The organism is Paenibacillus sp. FSL M7-0656, assembly GCF_038003225.1.
Classification (GTDB): Bacteria; Bacillota; Bacilli; order Paenibacillales; family Paenibacillaceae; genus Paenibacillus; species Paenibacillus amylolyticus.
In genome coordinates, this window is sequence record NZ_JBBOOT010000001.1 from 726,035 (window position 1) to 745,401 (window position 19,367).

Sequence of the window (19,367 nt, forward strand, 5' to 3'; positions counted from 1 at the left end):
TCACCCTTCTGATATCAATTTTGTTCTTGTTCTTTCTTCAGTTCCTGTGCATCGTACAGTTTGAAAAACGGGAACCAGACAATAAATACAATCACCAGGACGACTGCCAGCAAGATAAGCCCATTGAATCCGGACATAATGTAGGTGGACAGGCCGATCGGCGTGTACCATAGCTGGAAGATCTGGCTCGGAATCCGCACCCAACCCCAGTCGAGAGCCAAGTACACAATCACCGGCGTGATAAGTGAGTTAATCCACATCGGTACCATGAGTAATGGATTAAAGGCAATCGGTGCTCCGTACACGACGGGTTCATTGATGTTAAACAAGGATGGAATAATAGTTGCCTTGCCGACTGATTTCAGTTTTTTCGAACGTGCCATCAGGAACCAAACAACTAACGGCAAGGTCGCTCCCATTCCTCCAATACCCAGCCATCCGGAGAAAAAGGTTTCAAACGTGTTGATATTGACGGGATCTTGTCCCGCTGCCACAAGAGCTGCATTTTCTTCGATTGCAGGTATCCAGATCGCGTACCAGATCGGTGTCATAACCCACGGGCTTACGCCGAAAGAATACAGTACAACACCAATGAAATTGAACAATAAAAATCCGGTTAAACTTTGCCCTACGGCATTGATCGGCTCAAATACGTTTACGATTAGTCCAAAAATATCAAAATGAAGCTGATATACAAGTAACCATCCTGTTGTTAATACCAGGGCGATCGGGACGAGAAAATCGAACCAGTCCATAATGAATTCGGGAAGTGAAGACCCCTTTTTGAAGAACGAAAATTTGTTGCACATGATCATTACAAGAGCGACAAATACACCTACCAGGAGTGCTGTAATCATCCCCGAGGGTCCAAATCGTTCAAGGATAAACTGAATGGTACCGTCTTCGTTTACCGTCGGGTTAAGCAGCATGACGAACAGAGATATCCCCGTCATTCCCGCCAGCAACTTGATTTTGTGTCGTTCTCTTTTTTCCATCACGACATAAGGCGTCAGAAAAGCAATAAACAACCCCAGCAAACCGAAACTGAATGTCGTGATAGGTGTCAGGTCCGGCATTCCCGGAATGAAATCCTGCAAAATCGAAATCAATGTAATAATCGAACCGATGAAAATCATCGGAATGGCGACCATGATGGCTTCTTGAATCGAAGAAACCCAAATATTGTTCGTAAACGCCTCCAATCTTGGCGCAAACGAATCTGTCATCCATTTCATGAAACGCTTCATCCAAAACTCCCCCTGTCTTCCTCTAAGCTGCCACAACCATAGTATATCGATTTGTGTTAACGCTTTCTTGTTGGAACTTGCCGCATCATGGTTCGTTTTTTGCCCAATCCATCGCTATAGTTCTAGCTTGCCAGCCTGAACAAGAAATAAACAACAAAAAACATCCCTTCAAACTGAAAGGATGTCTTAAAAGCAATTTTTTTAATATTGTCTATCCAAAATGAGCAGCATTACCCCATGCGGTGGAAGCAAAATCTCTCTGCGCCAACTTTCATCTCTTACCATCTCTGTCCCCATCACAGGTCCACTCCTACCGTTTAAATAGGTGATTTCTTCTTCCGTCAAGGAATCGGGCGATCCCATGCGGGTCCATTCATCAAATACCGATCCATGCTCCCGATCCAGTTGATAACTGGTGCATTTATAAGGTCCCTCGAGATTGCTCAGGGTAAGTTCATAAGCTTTGCTACCTTTTTCCTCAAATACGTCATAGCGGGTTGAGCTGGATAATTCCGACCAATCTCCACTTGCAAACAGCTGATCTACATGAACATAGTGATAGAACAAAAATTGCATGCTTCCATCCCTTTTTCGGGTTCCAACATAACCGTCTCCCTTGACCATCAGCTCATCACCAAGCTTTTGCATAAGCTCAAATGCATAATAACTGGGTTTCTTCAGCCCATCCCGGTTAATCAGGCCAAAACCTCCGTAGAAAGGAGAAGCGGGAACGATACTTTCTTCGAATACATCGGTAAAAGACCAGAAAGCCATCGCTTTCACGTCACCGAGTGTGTTCATGGTGTGGTAAATGACAAACGGAGCCATGAACATGGTATCGTGCAGCAAGTTCCGGTCATACAGCGAAAAGTTCCACTCAGTGACATGAAGTTCAACATGACCGTACGAAGACGCATTCATTTTTTGCCGCATAAGTTCAATACTTTCTTTATAAAAAGCTGGCGGCATGATCCGGGTTAAACGATCGTCTTCAACTTTTAGCTTGGGATACTCCGAATAGATGTGAAACGAATAAAAGTCGAGAGCCACTTCACGCTTGCGGCAATAGGACAAAAATTCCTCAGCCCAGGTATCGTTCCAGAGAGAACCGTAACCCATAGCTGGCCCTCCCACCTTCAGTTCCGGCAAAATCGATTTGATGGCATGAACGGTCGATTCGTAAAACGCAAAGTATTCTTCCTTGCTTCCTGCCCAACAAACACCCGCCAGGTCAGGCTCGTTCCATACTTCGAAATACCACTGCCTCACTTCTTCCGCTCCATAGCGATTCAAACAATGGCGAACAAATTCGCCAACAAGCGCCTGCCACTTGGCAGGGTCGGATGGCGGGCTAATATTCCCCCTCCACCAAAAAAGCGTTTCTTTGGATCTCGTCAACTGGCTCGGCATAAAACTTAATTCCACAAATGGCCGAACGCCCTGATCCAGCAGGAAATCATACAACTTGTCCACATAAGACCAATTATAGAGGGGAGTACCCTGCTCGTTCTCGCTATACACCATCATCTCGTCATTAAAGATGCCGTGAAATCGAATATATTGAAAAGGCACTTTTCCTTTCAGCGCGGAGAGCTGCTTCCGCCAATCTTCACGCAAACCTTCAATGGCTCTCCCTGCCGTCATGGTCATATTCCAGTGTTTTTCGTAGACAGACGACGTCTGATCCGCACGAATTTCAATATAAGTTTGGTCTGACAGATGTACAGACGGTACAGGAAGCGTGTCCTGATCGGCGTCAACCTTAACATCCAGATATCGATACAGTAAACCAATCGCATTCAACGTTTCCATCTCGTAATAATCTCCGCTTGAAGATTCCTCATATGTTTTGGGTTTGCGGTTTACATTCAACTGATGCAATTCCGGTGTACGAGAAGCTTCCCGATAGGAACCGGGCGTACAGCCGTACTTTTCCTTAAAGTATTTGTTAAACAGTTTCACATTGGCAAATCCGCAATCCAGCGCAATCTCCGAAATATTTTTATCGTTGGCTGCCAGCTGAGCCTGAGCCTTCTCCAAACGAATGAGCGTCAAATACTTTTGGAAAGGTATCCCGATTTTGTCGGTGAAGAAGTGAGAAAAATAATGCAAACTTAAATGTTCGGAATGCGCCATATCCTGCAGTGTAATCTTTTCATTGTAGTGTAAATCAATATATGTGAGGACCCTGTTCAGTCTTTTATAGTCATAATCCCTGCTACCGTCTTCCAATGCGGAATTCGTTCCACTGGAAAAATACCTCTGCAGGCATCCGCATAACATCTGTAATCTGCCCATTGTGAAATTTTGATAACCCGGCGTTTTTTTGTTGATCTCCCATACCATCTGCGCAAGATATTGTTTAATACTTTGCAAGCGAGGAGCGTTTTGTTCCACGTTCATAGCAGGGTTACAGGAGATAAACGCATTATTGTTCATTAACTCGGGACCGAACTGCAATGTTAATAACACATTGTCCTGATTGGTTCGTTCGATCTTGTGGACGGACATACTGTTAACCACGATCACATCATCTTCATGCAGTGTATATTGCTGCTGGTCCAGATACATGATGATTGAACCGTGGAGAACATATACAACTTCCACTTCCTTGTGCCAATGAAAATCAATATGTTTTACCGAGTTCACGAAGAGTTTCATAGGCAGATCGTCCTGATGTTGAATAAACTCATATAGATAGCGAATTGTCTGCACCTTCCTTCATACCGATTATTATAGCCACAGCATTTTGAAGATATCAACAAGCTAAACAGTAAGAACAAAAAAGCCGATCAATTAAGGTTCAATTGATCGGCTCTTCTATATAAATGTTCAAACTACCTATTCAACTAAATGCACTGCTATCTTACCAACCGCGGTTGGACATGCGCTCTTCTGGAGCCAATTTAGAAATTTCGATCCCTTTCATCGGGGCGCCCAAGTTTTTGGATACTTCAGCAATCAGTTTGTAATCGGTGTAATGTGTTGTAGCTTCAACGATTGCACGAGCGAATTTCTCAGGGCTATCGGATTTGAAAATACCTGATCCTACAAACACACCGTCTGCTCCCAGGTGCATCATTAATGCTGCGTCCGCCGGAGTAGCTACACCGCCTGCTGCAAAGTTAACGACAGGAAGTTTTCCATTTTCATGAACTTCGCGCAGCAACTCATAAGCTACACCTAGATTTTTGGCTTCAGCGTACAGCTCGTCTTTGGACATGTTTTGCACTTTACGGAGCTGGCTGTTAATCAGGCGCATATGACGAACTGCCTCAACAATGTTGCCCGTTCCAGGCTCACCTTTTGTACGAATCATCGATGCACCCTCACCAATACGGCGAAGAGCTTCTCCCAAATCTTTGGCTCCGCATACAAATGGTACAGTAAACTCATGTTTATCGATATGGAACACTTCGTCTGCAGGCGTAAGAACTTCACTTTCATCGAGATAGTCCACACCTAGGGATTCAAGCACTTTGGCTTCTATGTAATGACCGATACGTGCTTTAGCCATAACCGGGATAGATACAACCTTCATAACCTCTTCAACGATGGTTGGATCTGCCATACGAGCTACACCGCCAGCTGCGCGAATATCGGAAGGTACCCGTTCAAGAGCCATAACAGCTGTTGCCCCTGCCGCCTCAGCGATTTTAGCTTGCTCTGCATTCATAACGTCCATGATGACGCCACCTTTTTGCATTTCAGCCATTCCTCTTTTTACACGATCTGTACCTGTTTGCATGATTGTAGTCCTCCTAAGTAACTTTTGGGTGATTTTCAATAAAGGCATCGCTCTAATCTATGATTTAGTATAGAATGAGAATGGTCATATAAAAAGATCCAATAATTTTGATTTTTATTGTACCACTTTAATTATAACTCTGGAGGTCCTATGCAATTTCATGTAGCTTACAGTTCATATTTGAACCGAAAATATACGAAGATGAAGGCTCTCTATCATGCCATTCGTGATGCAATTCATGAAGGTATTCTTATACATGGCGAGAAGTTACCCTCTACTCGAGAGTTAGCTGCAACGCATCACATTTCCAGAGGAACCGTGAATCAGGTCTATGATACGTTGACTGCACAAGGTTACATTCATTCAGAGCATGGAAGAGGAACCTTTGTTGCATATCAGTTGGACTTAAGCAATGATGCTTCCACCGAGAAAGCTTGTACGCATCACTTATCTGCCTGGGGGAACCGTATTCAGCAGTTTGAACAGCAGTCGATTCAAAGAAATACACCAGCCAATGCTCATACACATGATTCCAGAATGAATAGCGACGAAGTGATCGACTTTAGCAAATATCAACCTGACTTCTCCAAGTTTCCTTACGATGAATGGAATAATCGATTGTATGCAGAGATAAGGCAGCGTGAGCTTCACCTGAAAACAACCTCTGCTATGGTTAGTTCAACCGGGGATCCAAAATTGAGAGAAGCCATTGCTGCCTATCTGCGGAGGATGCGGGGCATTCAAGTTGATCCGGATCATATTGCAGTAACTGCAGGCTCCATGCAAGCTATAGCTCTACTCACTCAATTACTTGCAGATCCTGGGGATTATGTCGTGACAGAGAGTCCTTGTTATGTCGGGATTTCTAAAGCCATATTGGCTGCGGGTGCAAAGTTGATTGAAGCCAATCTCGATGGTCAGGGCGTTGTGCCCCAAGACTGGGAAGCACGTATGTTATTTGTCACGCCGTCACGACAGTTTCCTACTGGTGAAATGCTCAGTCTGGAACGCAGACAAACCTTGCTGGACTGGGCACAGCGAAATGATGCCATGATTGTTGAAGATGATTATGATAGTGAATTCCGATATCGCGGAATGCATGTTGAACCACTGAAAACACTCGATAAAGTAGGACGCGTAATCTACCTGGGTAGCTTTACCAAAACCTTGCCTTTAGAAGTACGACTTGGTTATGTGGTTCTTCCCCCTACCTTGGCAGATACCTTTAGAAAGGCACAGGCATTATACGAGCCAAGACCCGTCAACCTGATCGAACAACGGGCATTAGCTGCATTCATGACAAGTGGTCAATATGAACGTCATCTGCGCAGAATGAATCGATTATACAGTCGGAAATTCCATCTGTTACTCAAACTTTTGAACAAGCAGCTCTCTACATGGTTTGATTGGGTGGAGAATGAAGCGGGTCTACACGTGTTTGGTTGGTGGCGAGGTAATGTGACCACTTATGAGGCCTTTAGGGAATCAGCTCGGTCACAAGGTGTGGTATACTCAGAAGTCAGCAGTTCAATTGCTGTTGGTATGAAGTATGGTATCTATTTGTCTTTTGCACATTTGTCAGATGAACAATTACAGGAAGGCGTATCCAGATTGAAAAATGCCGTTACAACTGCATTGTGAGGTAAATCGTCTCCAAAGTGAGTACAAGAAGATCATCATTCGGAAGAGGGGCGATCGTTATGAATTGGTTAAATGAACTTTATAAAATGAATAAGCAGGAACCGGACAAGGAAATCGAACGTTCTTTGGTTAACGCCATCTTCCGAATATATGACCGGTTCCACCGAATTGGCCTTAGAGAGCGGATCGGACAGCAAGAAATGTCTCTCGATATCGCAGATGCTTATATCCATGGGCATAACGCCATGATTGAAGCTGGTGTCGGAATCGGTAAGTCTTTTGCGTACCTGATCCCAAGTCTGCTCACGAATCAAATGTCTCAGAAACCAGTCATTATAGCGACATCCTCCATTCAGCTCTCGGAACAGATACATAAAGATTTAAGGATTATTGGTAGCCGGTTGGGATTCTCAACGGTTCGCTCCGTGGTGGGAAAAGGCATGGGGCAGTATGCCTGTGGATCAGTCTTGATGATGCTAACTCCTCCGTGTCTACCCTTGCGCAGCGCATATTAGATTATGAAATTGATGAAAGAGCCGATATTAAAGCTGGGGTTAGTGATGCCGAATGGTCCCACGTTTCCGTGAATGATTGCAAATTTGAACGTTGTCATCATAAAACTGCATGTTTGTTTTACGATATGAGAGCGAAATTAAATGCAAAAGCTCACGAGATTGATTTTATTATCGTAAACCAGGACTTGCTCATACGAGATTTGATGAAGAAAAAAGAAGGAACCAAGAGCATCATCTCAGAACAGCCTGCTCTGATCGTCATTGATGAAGCGCATAATCTGGAAGCAAAAGTTCGGGATGCCAGAACACTCGAGTTCACTTATCGGGGAATCTGCCGCATTCTAGATAATACGGTGCAGCTTCTAACGAAGCAGTCCGGGGATAAAAGTCTCTTCTCACAATCCAAGTTCATCAAAAACTGCGCTGAGCGCATCTTCAAACAGGTAAACGCGGATCTGCTCCACCATGCCAAGCAGGATAACGACCGAATCAAAGTGTCGGAAATCAAAGGAATACCGTTAAACCAAGTCTTAAACGATTTAAAAGATCTCAGTCTGCGCCTTTCCATTTTGACCTCCCGTCACGAGCGGGAGATCGATGACGCTTTTGAAGCCATCAACGGGCTTATAACCCTCATTCGTGTCTTATCTGAAATGGAGGACAACTATCTTTTATGGGCAAGCAGCCCCCTTAGAGTAACCACAATCAGCATCTGTCCCAAAGATATAAGCCAATTTCTGAAATACGCTTTATTTAATGGTAAGGTACCTGTAATCCTAACATCAGCAACACTGTGCCAAGGCGGGGATACGCTGGAGGAACAATATTCTTATATGACGCACTCCCTTGGTTATAAGGGAGATTTCTTAGAGCGCCAACCCTCCCCTTTTGACTACACCAACCATGCCACGATGTACATTTCGAACAAAATTCCATATTACCAACATGACCAGCGCGAAATCTATCTTGAAACAGCTTATAAGGAATTGGTTCAACTCTGTAATCTAACTCAAGGAAGAACAATCGTCCTTTTTTCAGCAAAAGAGGACATGAAGTACATTCACAAAAAGTTGATCTCAAGGGCTAATGAATATACGTGGGCACTCCATGTTCAAAAAGAGGGATCATCACAGGACAGTGTCATCGCCGATTTCAGGAAAAGCAAAGGTGTCCTCCTGGGTACTGGTGTATTCTGGGAAGGCGTGAATATCGAGGGGTCTGACCTGTCACAGGTCATTATTTTCCGGTTGCCCTTCCCTGTTCCATCGGATCCTGTTTATGAATATAAGTCATCTGTAACGGAGAATCCGTTCATGGAGGTGTTTGTACCGGACATGCTTCTTCGGTTGCGGCAAGGAACGGGACGCTTGATTCGTAGTGAAACCGACCTTGGCATACTCAGCATACTTGACTCCCGTCTCAGCGAAGCGGCTAAAAAGAGTTACCGGGAACAGGTGCTGGACACGTTGCCGTTCAAAAAAGTGACGGAGGATTTTGCGGTTTTGGAGAAGTTTGTCCAAAATAAAAGGATACGACGTACGGATTAGAAGTGGTACACCCAAACGCTATAAATTGTTCAAATTACATGAAACGGCCCTTCCACCTATCAAGCGGAAGGGCCAATTTTAATGCTGGAAGTAAGATTTATGCTACAATATATTCCAGATCTACGAATCCCAAAGGAGGCATTACCATGGTTGAAAGACCAACTACAGATGAATATGCAGCTTATTATGAAGGGTACATCCAGCTTGTTCCTGAAGGGAACATCATCGAACGCATAGAGCTGCAAGCCAACATCATACCAACTTTGCTCTCTTCATTGACAGAGGAGCAAGCAAATTATCGGTACGCCGAAGGCAAATGGAGCGTGAAAGAGGTCATCGGTCACCTTTTGGATAACGAACGCATCATGAGCAGCCGATTGCTTCGCATAGCCAGAGGTGAGCAAGCGAATCATCCCGGCTACGATCAGGACGTGCTTATGCAGACCCACCCTTTCAATGCGTATACCCTGGCCGATTTGAGCGAAGAATATGCCGTCATACGCCGCTCAACCATTCTTATGCTTCGTCGCCTCACCCCGGAAGCATGGCTCTGTAGAGGGATTGTCAGTGATAATCCTGCTTCAGCTCGATCGATTGCATTTGTTATGGCTGGACATGAGCTCCACCATTTATCAGTACTTCGCGATCGTTATTCGTTGGATTTGAAATTATAAAATTCATTCAAAAAGACTTTGAACCTACATTCGCTGTAGGAACAAAGTCTTTTCTCATCAGTCGTTTTATCATTCAAATTATCGTTCAAAATGAATCAGATGTGCGTCTTCTCGCAAAGATAACGTGGAATAATGATTCAGAATAGGAATGTCCCCATTGAATTCAATGGGCAGTACCACATAGCTAGATTGAAAATAATCCGATCCGTTCCAGCGATCCGAAAAGTACAGGTACTCCTCTTCTGATCGCTTCAGTACAAATGCTGGTTGCGTTTGGTACGTCGTTTCATCGCCAAAATCGCTTAGCATCCCCCAAGGTCCATCCATCGTATTAGCCATCGCGTATTTCCCTTGATTGGGAGCCCAACCCGTGCAAAATGAGGTCACCATATAATACTTCCCTTTCCGTTTGAAGACGGCTGGCGCCTCCCGATATTCCCCCTGCCACAGCTTTCCGACAAGACTTTCGACATTAAGGTAATCTTCCTGCAGACGATAGATGTGCAGGTCTGCATTGTCTCTGGCAGCTGAAATAAAATACGCTGCCCCGTCTTCGTCCTGAAAGAGCGTGCAGTCACGCGACATATACCCGTACGGATTAAAGCTGCCATGATACACGAAATGACTATCCGGAGAATCCGATGTGGCAATGGCGCATGCGGCATCGTTGTAATTGTTACCATTCTCATAGTGAGCCCAGAGTACAAACTTTTTGGTCACCGCGTTGAAAAGCACTTTAGGCCGTTCGAGATTTACTTTTCCACCTTTATCGTTCACTAATGCCAGATTTGTCCGAACTCGAATGGGTGCAGCTGGTATAGAGGTGGTCAAGATATGGTTTCGAAACTCCCAGTTGAATAGATCTTTGGAACGATAACAACTAACATATATATCGTCCCTCCGATCTTCGCCATACCAGTAATAATAATCGTCATGGAATAACATATGTCCACCATGGGCATGGATCGGCTGACCGCTTGAATCATTCCAGATGCCACCATTGGTTAATTGATTATTCACACCGTTACCTCTCTTCTTTTAAGAACAACATTAATTGGTGTCCGATCCAAATACCTTCACTTCCCATAGTCTTGGCGTGTACCAATTGTTGGGATTGTTATGAAGTGCCGCATTTTGCATATTAATTCGTACATACCTGGCAGCAGTGCTCGATAGCGTATCTGATGTGAAACCGTAAGATGTATTATTGGTTCGATCTAATGCCACGGTCCAGTTTACATTATCCGTACTGGTCTCGATTTTGTATTTGTAAAAACCTTCGGAGCCTTTTTGCATCCACCAGGAGATTTGCACATTATTCAATTGCTGAACAGAGCCGAGGTCGACCTTCCACCAATGTGGCCAGGAACTGCCTGTGCCTACCCATTCGGTTTGATAGTTTCCATCATTAGCATAACTTGCCGGATTTGTTCCATTAACCGTTTGGGCTGTTGCCGGTTTACCTTGTGACAGCAGTTTTCCATTCTGAACGGGAACGACAACATCATCGCTTGTGTTATAAAGGACTTGATCAAAATAATCATAAAATGCGTAACCATCAGAGAACCAAACGGGAAGCAGTCGTTCCTCTGTTGTTCCATTTTGCGTACCTGCCCAGCCGAACATCCAGCGATACGCAACCATAACCACGTTGTTGCCCGTATCTGGCTTCACCCGCATGACGGAACCCGACTGCGCCGAGAAGGTTGACGTGTTGCCAATCGTCCGCAATTCAGACCAATCTCCGTCTATGCTTGTTGCTGATGAATACAAGGGTATACTCGGATACCAACCTGCCGCTTGGGAAGAGAACAAATAATAAATGCCATCTTTTTTGATCATCTTGGGTAGTTCCCTGTGTTGATTTTGATAAATAACAGAAACTTGATGATCTACATCCAACCAATCGGGGGTTAACTTATATAAGATGGTGTCCGAATTATTATTGGCCGTAGAGATCAGATACGCCGAATCATCATCATCTTTGAAAATGGAGATATCCCGGGATTGGTTCCCTTCCGGTCGAAAGCTTTTGTGAAAGGTAAAGTCTTCTCCAGGCGTGGCCGAAGCCACCGATACTCTGGCAAGTGTGTAGTCTGTACTGTTCTCATAGTGAGCCCAAAAAACAAATTTGTTCGTGGGCGCGTGATATAGGATATTGATCCCTTCAAATTTAGAGTTGGCCAGATCGGGATGATCCGTGTAAGACAGGACCACTTTGTCGTTACCGTAGGAGATGTCATCCGTTGACGTCTGTTGAATCATTTCGCCAAAACCGCCTGATGACTTTTGCACAAAGTTAAATCTGTAGTAAATGTCTCCAACTTTGAGTTCATTCGGGAGCATGAGAGTAGATTGTGTTGTGTTATCAAAAGTTGTGAGGTTCTCTGGAAGGCTGTAAGGGGTATATTCTGGCGAGACAGCGGAGGTTAACAAGGAAGTTCCGCCATATGCCTTCACTTGATATTTGTACGAACTACCTATGTTGAGGTCATAATCATCCGTCGTTGTACCGGTTAAGGTCTGTAATAACTGATAGGGTTCATCGTTCTCGGATCTATACAACTCGTATGCAGTCGCTCCCTGGACAGGAGCCCAATGAATTTTGGCATTGGATACTTCGGATTCGTTCTTCAATACAAACAGTGTTGCAGCGATCTTGGTCTCTTCACCAGCAGCAGCGTGAATGGTTTGAGCTGAGGACGTTAAATGAACTGTTAACAACATCAATGCAATGACGATAGCCATCCACGATTTACCTTTGATCATGTCTCATCATCTCCTTTTTTTAGAAGACCAACCTTCCTGTTGCCGGAAGGCTGGTTCAGGTGAAACTAGACTTTATTTCAAATTCATCAGTGTCATTACATCCGTCTCGCTGGCTTGGTTGTACCATTCGTTAACTTCTTCGATCACGGTGTCTCCGCCTTTTTCATGCCACTGTTTCACAAAGGTATCAAATGCTTCAACTGGCTCATTGCCATATATGATTTTGGTGAACGTCTCTTGTTCCATAGTGGTCAACTGTTCCCACACATTTTGCATCGTTGGCGTTGGTGGACCGTTAAACTCATTTGGTAATAAAACATCTCTGTTTTCATACGAAATACGATATCCGTCCTGCGTCGTTTGATCTTTTGAAGCACTCTGAATGAGGACGCCCGTGTCGGCTTTAACTCCATTCGCCAGATCGTAGTAGGATTGGCCGGGACCATCAACACTCGGTGTATTTTTGGTAAATGCCATTTTCCCAACGCCCTGCACAGCCTCTAATGGCGTATTAAATTTCGTTGGATCAAAAGTGACTTCATCGTTAACGATATCGTAATCGTATCCTTGAGCGTAGCCGTATTTGAACTCTCCCGTGCTGAACGCTGCGTCGTACATTTTATCGTAGTACAGGAAGAAGGCTTCCATGTTCTGAAAATCCTTGTTAAACATGAACACACCATCGTTCAATTGGGCGGATTGGTAGGTCTTATCACCGTTCACACCTTGAATGGTCGGATAAGCACTAATTTTTGCACCATCCACATTTTTCTCTACGTCCTTCACACTGTCGTACAGCCAAGGACGACCAATGATGATACCAGCTTTTCCCTCCGTAAAATCGGACAGAGCATCCCAGGCCCCTTGGGTGGCCAATTCTTTGTTCAAGTACCCTTCTGCATACCAATCGCGTAACTTGGCAAGTGCCTCTTTGTTGCCAGAAGCCACAGATCCATAGGTGAGTTTGCCGTTGTCGTTATGCCATTGCCTTGGAAGATGTTTGCCCGTGAATGCGCTGAATATCATGACTGGATCGCTGACCCAGCCTGTATTGTAGGAATCTTTACCTGAAAAAGTAAAGCCGTATGTGTCTTTCTTGCCGTTCCCATCCGGGTCCTCATTAGTGAACGCCGCGATGACTTGTTCAAACTCTTCAATCGTTGTTGGCGCTTTCAAATCCAATCTGTCCAACCAATCCTGGCGGATCAGCATGACTTCGCCTTCCGTCAGATTCGGCGCAATCGCCATCCCGTAGACCTTACCCTCTCTAACCACTGGATTGAAGGTGGTCGGGTATTGTTTGTATATTTCTTTTATCCGGTCAGGCATGTAGGCTGAGATGTCTTCCGTTATCTCTTTGACTTGCCCCGAATCGATCAGATCATTGACCAGCATGGTGTCATAGACGGGCAGAACGTCGGGCAACTTCTCGGAACCTGTCAACGCCAACCGTAGCTTGGTATTATATTGTGAAGCATCACCTCCCAGCAGGGTGGTTTGGATTTTGATACCCAGGTTTTGTTCGCCCCAGCGGGTCAATACATTGTCATTCAACGTCTCACCGTTGATGTACTTTCCAGCATTTTCATCCTGTTGTTTGGCGATGGTGATCGTAAACGGTGGATCATATTTACCGTCCTTCAGCACCGATGCTGGTGCGGTCTCGGAAGCACTCTCCCCTTTGCTACAGCCAGCCACAAGAATAGCCGACAGCATAACCATACTTGCCATTTTCAATAAATCAGTTCTTTTCTTCATGGAAACATGCCCCCTTCACTCATACTCAATTTGTTTTCTATATAAGTTCATATTTACACTGGCACTCCGATGACAGAACAACCTTCCGATCGCTGTTATTCCCAGAATTTTTGATTCACTTTTACAAAGGTGAAATTCTGGTAATAAAGGCGAACGCTCCGCTTCTTCAGGTCTCTTCTGTCCTCTCCGTTATCGTGTAAATTTTAGTTGAACATATATAGCGATCCAATTTTTCGTCATCCTAATTATTCTTTGACGGCTCCTAGTACAATTCCCTTTACAAAATAACGTTGCAAAAATGGATAGACTAAAATGATCGGTAGCGTGCTGACGAAAATTTGCGCTGCCTTGATGCTCTGTTCAGACATGGCTGCCACCTCAGACTGGCTCATCGCCATATTTTGCATATTGCTCTGTACAACAACGGTCTGTAAGAACGAAGCCAGCGGATACTTACTTGCATCCGACATGTACAATATCCCGTCAAACCAGGAGTTCCAGTGCCCCACCATAATGAACAAGGATACGGTCGCGATGCCAGGCAGAGATAATGGTAAATATATTTTGCTGAGAATTACGAAGAAGGACGCTCCGTCAATGAAAGCTGCTTCTTCCAGGGCTTTGGGAATCGTTTTGAAAAAATTGACGAGAAGAATCAAATTATAAGCACCAAAAGCGCCCGGTAACACAAGAGCCCAGATGGTGTCCTTTAATCCAAGGGCTGTGATCAATATGTAAGAAGGTATCAATCCCCCCGAGAAGAGCATGGTAAAGATAAAAAACCACATGAGCACGTTACGTCCCCGGAATTCCTTGGACAGGGCATATCCTGCACAGGTAAGAATAAACATGCTGATGGTTGTACCCAATACGGTTCGAGTGATGGATGTTAGCATGGCACCGTTGAAATTAGAATTGTTGAACGTTTTTACATAGGCATCCACGTTGAACCCCACCGGCCAAAATGAAACCATATTACCGCTAATGGCCGCTTTGCTGCTGAGCGATTGCGCCAATAGATGAAGCAGTGGTAGGAAACACGCCAGCCCCGCCAGTATCATAAACGCGTAATTAAAATAGGAGAATACTCTATAACCTGTCGTCTTATGGTACATGATCCCTCTCCCTCCTTGTTAGAATATTTTGTAATTGGCATACTTATAGGCCAGCCTGTAAGAGACAACGATCAAGATCAAGCTAATCCCCGATTTGAACAATCCTACTGCTGTCCCGAATCCATATTGCCCGTTTAACAAGGATGAACGGTAGACATAGGTGTCAATGATATCTCCCGTACTGTAGACAAGCGGATTGTACAGATTGAAGACCTGATCAAAACCCGCGTCCAGAATATTTCCCAGACTCAATGTAGAAATGACGATGATCATGGGCAACATGCTAGGCAAAGTGACGTATCGAATTTGCTGCCGGCGTGTGGCACCATCGATCTCGGCCGCTTCGTAATAGGAAGGATTAATTCCCGCAATGGTCGCCAGATAAACAATCATGCCGAAGCCAAAGCTCTTCCACACATCGCTGACCACAACCGTGAATCGAAACAGATCAGGATCACCCAAGAAGTAAATGGGATCGTTGCCGAAAACCTTTGTTAAGATGTGGTTGATTCCCCCGTCTAATCCGAGAATGTCAATCATCAACCCTGCCACAGTAACCCAGGACAAGAAATGCGGCAGATACACCAGTGTCTGTACACTTTTCTTAATGCCCATATTTCGGATCTCACTCAGCAGGATAGCCATAACGATCGGAACGATAATACCAACGATAATTTTAGAAACGGCAATAATTAACGTATTAACGATCGCTTGTGTGGCTTCTTTGTACTGGAAAATTCGTTCGAAATTATCTAACCCGATCCACCGTGAACCTGTGATGCCCAGCCATGGTTTGTAGTCCTGAAATGCCATGAGTAAACCTACCATCGGGCCATAAGAAAAGATGCAGACAAACACAAATGCGGGAATACACAGTACGTACAAAGGCCAGCTTTTCTTAATTTCCTTTTTGAATGAAGTCCGCTGGGAAAGCTTTGTTTTTTTAGCGGATCTGACGGGCACAATCTCGTTAATGTTGCATACCTCCTCTATGATGGCTTTCGAAAGCGATCCTTGAAGATAAGCTTAACAAAAGCGCTTTCACTCCAAAATGCCAAAATTTCAAGATCATCACCCCGCCCTGAAGCAGTTTAAAACCGCTTTCATTTCTCGCTGTTGCTGCCCTTCCGCTTTTCGAAGGTTTGGCTTATATTAAAGTTAATCCGATCTGGATTTTAAACTTCTGCGTTTGACGATATGAAAGGAAACACATATGATCAGAAAAATGTATATGAAGCGATTCATCTATTTCTTTGTTTTTTTTCTGCTGCTGACGTTAAGTTTGTTTTTCGTGATGAATCGATTGAGCTCCAAGACACTTGAAGAAAATCTGATTGGCGCTTCCAAAAACCAGCTTGATTATGTGAAAGGCATATTAGACGGGATTATATACGAAGCTAACATGTACGGGGTTCAATATGCTGCAGACAGTGATGTCCGATTTTATCAGAGGCATGTTATCGAACTGAGCAATTACGATTCTCAAATGAAGAAAAACGATATTGTTGATCGCTTGCGGCAAACGCTCCTCTCCAGTCGATCGATTGAATCGATCGGCATTTACTGGAAGTCTGAAGAAACGTTTCTGTCCACCAACAGTACGCCGGAGGCGAGACTTCCGTTCAAGGATGTTCATCAACGGGGATGGCAAATCGTCGGCAATGGCTTGTATTACTTTGCCCTCTACCCTTACATCCAAAAACCCGGACAAAATGAACCGACTCAGTACGTCGTTGGTGTAAAGCTGAATACTGATTATTTGAAAAATCTGCTGAAAAAGGCTGTGAACAACGACAGCTCAAACGCTTTTTTTTGGTTTAATTCCCATCAGTTATGGAGTGAGAAAGAAGTCGACAACGATCTATTGAAAGCGGTTACTGAAATGATTTCTCCACAGCCGGAGATCACTTTGAAATATGATTATCACACCAAGTCGGACGACTATTATGTTCTTTCCCGATATATTGAATCAATCGACGCCTACCTGATTACATATACACAGACGAATGATTTTCTGCAACCGATTGACCGCAACCGTAAAGTTTTTTTTGCCAGTATTTTAGCCGTTTTCACGCTTGGTCTGGTTGTGATCTTTACGTTTTATCGGAACTACTACCGTAATATTCGTTTGTTGGAGCGGAAGTTTTCACAGGTCGAACAAGGCAATCATAATACTCGTATTACCGAAAATACGGATAGAGAGTTTTACAGCCTTTTCAGAAGTTTTAATCATATGGTTACCGAGATCCAGGATCTGTTCGTATCCTTGAAGACTGAAACGGAACTAAGACGAAGTGCGGAACTTCAACAACTCCAGGCTCAGATCAATCCTCATTTTTTGTACAACAGTTTGTTTTTCATCATGTCGGTGGCTCAATTCTCACCTGATTCTGTCATGCGCATGAGCAAACATCTAGCTGAATATTATCGTTATTTAACGAAGTTGGACCGGCATGAAGTCACGCTGGAAAGCGAGCTTCAGTTTGCGGAACACTTCTTGATCATTATGGCTCTTAGCAAAAAAATGGAGTACAGCATTGATCTGCCGCCAGAACTGTCCTCCCTGCCCCTCATGCCGCTGATCATCCAGCCAGTGGTTGAAAATGCGATTCAACATGGCATTGAAGGACAACAAGGTGCCCATCGGGTGACGATTGAAGTAAAACAGACGGAGACTGCGATAACGATCAAGGTCTCCGATGACGGTAAAGGTCTTTCGCTGGATGATATCCGTAGTCTGGAGGCTCGGCTTGAGAGTGATACCCCGCCTGAAGGAATTAAAGGCGTAGGACTCTGGAATGTAAATCAACGTCTGAAAAATACGTACGGCGAACGTAGCGGGTTACATTTTACTACTAATAATTGGGGCGGCTTGTCCGTCCTGCTGCTCATCAGCATTCCCGTGGTGAAAGGAGATAACTAATGCGATTATTAATTGTGGATGATGGGCATTATGTCGTTGAATATATGAAGCACTTGCTCGATTGGAACACCTTTGGCATTGATCAGATCGAGACGATGACCAATTCGATTGAAGCCCGAGATATGTTGACTCAAAACCACATCGATATTCTGATCACTGACATACGAATGCCTGAGGTGTCTGGTATTGATCTGCTTCAACATATCCACCAACATAACTTGCCAACCAAAGTGATCATCCTTTCCGGCTACTCTGAGTTCGAATACGCGCAACAAGGAATTCGTTTAGGTGCGCTCGACTACTTGCTCAAACCTGTCGACAAAGATGATGTGGAGAAAGCCATGTCCAAAGCCATCAACAATATTACAAAGACTCGGCCCGCTCAATCTGTTGCATGGGAGAACTTCGATGGATTGGAGTATCTGCTTTCCCTGCTTGGTCACAATGAGACATTAAGGAAGGAATATGATGCGTATACTGAATTTTTAGGGCATCGTCGTATGTGTTGCTTCAAGCTGGAGGGTTTCACACAGGAACATGAGGATGCTATAAAACATGCTGTCGGAGACAAATTGGATCGTCTCGTGTGGGCTGCGGGAACGCGACTGTTCGGTCTGGTTCCGGAAGAAGTTGCTGCAGAACTGACCATCCAACTGGAGCAATCGTTCGCGTCTCCTCCCTTTTCATTGACTGATCGAAACGTGACCCGGCAGATGTTCTACAGGTTCTTTCTTAATGAGGACGTATACTCAGAAGACTTCAATGGCATATTCAACCATTCTCCGTCATGCGGTGATTGGGAGTCGGCGGGAAATATCATTAAAAAATATGATCAAATCCATCTCCATAAGCAAAAAACAATGTTTCTCATGGAGACCATTCTATATGTATATCTGACGGATAAGGATCGCGATCCCTCTGAAACCGTAGAGTGGATATTTAACCAGTTACGGTATCCTGATGAACTATCCTCAACTCTCATGGATCGGGTCAGTCGGATCAGAAACAACAAACAGATGTCCATTCAAACCATCGTTGACAAAGTACAAACGTATATCGAAGACCATCTGTCACATGGCCTTAGCCTGGATGAACTAGGGAAAGTTGCACATCTTCATCCCGTTTACTTTTCCAAACTGTTTAAACAGGAAACGGGCGAAAATGTGTCAAACTACATTTCCAGGAAGAGGTTGGAGAAGGCTTCTCAATTGCTTCAAGATTCGGAACTCCGTGTAGCCGATATAGCCCAGATGGTCGGTTACCGAAAAAATCAATATTTTATCCAGTTGTTCAAAGTCGAATACGGAGTTACGCCCTACCAGTACCGGAGAAATATGATCCATCAATGACTTCGGTTGAATATGTTACATAAATGATATATCCAATGCAGTACCGAAAAAGCCCAACTTCCACTCTTCAGTTTAAAGTGT

Annotated in this window: 14 protein-coding genes; 6 read left to right on the forward strand and 8 right to left on the reverse strand. The window is 44.3% G+C overall.

The window, feature by feature from the left end:
• Positions 1–14: 14 nt before the first annotated feature.
• From MHI01_RS03095 to pdxS, 3 genes are all read right to left on the reverse strand, one after another.
• On the reverse strand, positions 15–1,247 hold the full coding sequence (locus tag MHI01_RS03095) for a PTS sugar transporter subunit IIC (RefSeq protein ID WP_036671279.1): 1,233 nt from the start codon (positions 1,245–1,247) through the stop codon (positions 15–17).
• A 201-nt stretch (positions 1,248–1,448) separates the two neighbouring features.
• A complete protein-coding gene (locus MHI01_RS03100) occupies positions 1,449–3,908 on the reverse strand; it encodes a GH39 family glycosyl hydrolase (protein ID WP_340982493.1) in 2,460 nt (819 codons plus the stop codon).
• Between the two features lie 205 nt (positions 3,909–4,113).
• The gene (pdxS, locus tag MHI01_RS03105; protein WP_200869424.1) at positions 4,114–4,998 is read right to left on the reverse strand and encodes a pyridoxal 5'-phosphate synthase lyase subunit PdxS; all 885 of its coding nucleotides are present in this window, start codon (positions 4,996–4,998) and stop codon (positions 4,114–4,116) included.
• Between the two features lie 147 nt (positions 4,999–5,145).
• On the opposite strand from pdxS, the gene pdxR reads away from it, so the two are divergent.
• From pdxR to MHI01_RS03125, 4 genes are all read left to right on the forward strand, one after another.
• A complete protein-coding gene (gene pdxR / locus MHI01_RS03110; protein ID WP_340982494.1) occupies positions 5,146–6,636 on the forward strand; it encodes a MocR-like pyridoxine biosynthesis transcription factor PdxR in 1,491 nt (496 codons plus the stop codon).
• 59 nt (positions 6,637–6,695) lie between these two features.
• On the forward strand, positions 6,696–7,151 hold the full coding sequence (locus tag MHI01_RS03115; RefSeq protein ID WP_340982495.1) for a DEAD/DEAH box helicase: 456 nt from the start codon (positions 6,696–6,698) through the stop codon (positions 7,149–7,151).
• 125 nt (positions 7,152–7,276) lie between these two features.
• Positions 7,277–8,698 (forward strand): ATP-dependent DNA helicase, encoded by a 1,422-nt coding sequence (locus MHI01_RS03120; protein WP_340982496.1) that lies wholly within the window; start codon positions 7,277–7,279, stop codon positions 8,696–8,698.
• A gap of 146 nt (positions 8,699–8,844) precedes the next feature.
• Positions 8,845–9,372, forward strand: coding sequence for a DinB family protein (locus MHI01_RS03125; protein ID WP_340982497.1), 528 nt, complete (start codon positions 8,845–8,847; stop codon positions 9,370–9,372).
• A 78-nt stretch (positions 9,373–9,450) separates the two neighbouring features.
• On the opposite strand, the gene MHI01_RS03130 is transcribed toward MHI01_RS03125, so the two are convergent.
• The 5 genes from MHI01_RS03130 to MHI01_RS03150 form a co-directional block, all read right to left on the reverse strand.
• Complete coding sequence (locus tag MHI01_RS03130) at positions 9,451–10,392, reverse strand: family 43 glycosylhydrolase (protein ID WP_340982498.1); 942 nt, start codon at positions 10,390–10,392, stop codon at positions 9,451–9,453.
• A gap of 30 nt (positions 10,393–10,422) precedes the next feature.
• Positions 10,423–12,141: a discoidin domain-containing protein gene (locus MHI01_RS03135; RefSeq protein WP_340982499.1), complete on the reverse strand. Its 1,719-nt coding sequence runs from the start codon at positions 12,139–12,141 to the stop codon at positions 10,423–10,425.
• A gap of 72 nt (positions 12,142–12,213) precedes the next feature.
• Positions 12,214–13,899 (reverse strand): hypothetical protein, encoded by a 1,686-nt coding sequence (locus tag MHI01_RS03140; RefSeq protein ID WP_340982500.1) that lies wholly within the window; start codon positions 13,897–13,899, stop codon positions 12,214–12,216.
• A gap of 245 nt (positions 13,900–14,144) precedes the next feature.
• Positions 14,145–15,014: a carbohydrate ABC transporter permease gene (locus tag MHI01_RS03145; RefSeq protein ID WP_017688372.1), complete on the reverse strand. Its 870-nt coding sequence runs from the start codon at positions 15,012–15,014 to the stop codon at positions 14,145–14,147.
• Between the two features lie 18 nt (positions 15,015–15,032).
• Complete coding sequence (locus MHI01_RS03150) at positions 15,033–15,917, reverse strand: ABC transporter permease (protein ID WP_338708955.1); 885 nt, start codon at positions 15,915–15,917, stop codon at positions 15,033–15,035.
• Between the two features lie 310 nt (positions 15,918–16,227).
• Here MHI01_RS03150 and MHI01_RS03155 point away from each other — a divergent pair, with 310 nt between their 5' ends.
• Together MHI01_RS03155 and MHI01_RS03160 are read left to right on the forward strand one after the other, a co-directional pair.
• On the forward strand, positions 16,228–17,937 hold the full coding sequence (locus MHI01_RS03155) for a sensor histidine kinase (RefSeq protein ID WP_340982501.1): 1,710 nt from the start codon (positions 16,228–16,230) through the stop codon (positions 17,935–17,937).
• Positions 17,937–19,286, forward strand: coding sequence for a response regulator transcription factor (locus MHI01_RS03160; protein ID WP_340982502.1), 1,350 nt, complete (start codon positions 17,937–17,939; stop codon positions 19,284–19,286). The genes MHI01_RS03155 and MHI01_RS03160 overlap by 1 nt, the downstream gene beginning before the upstream one ends.
• Positions 19,287–19,367 lie beyond the last annotated feature (81 nt).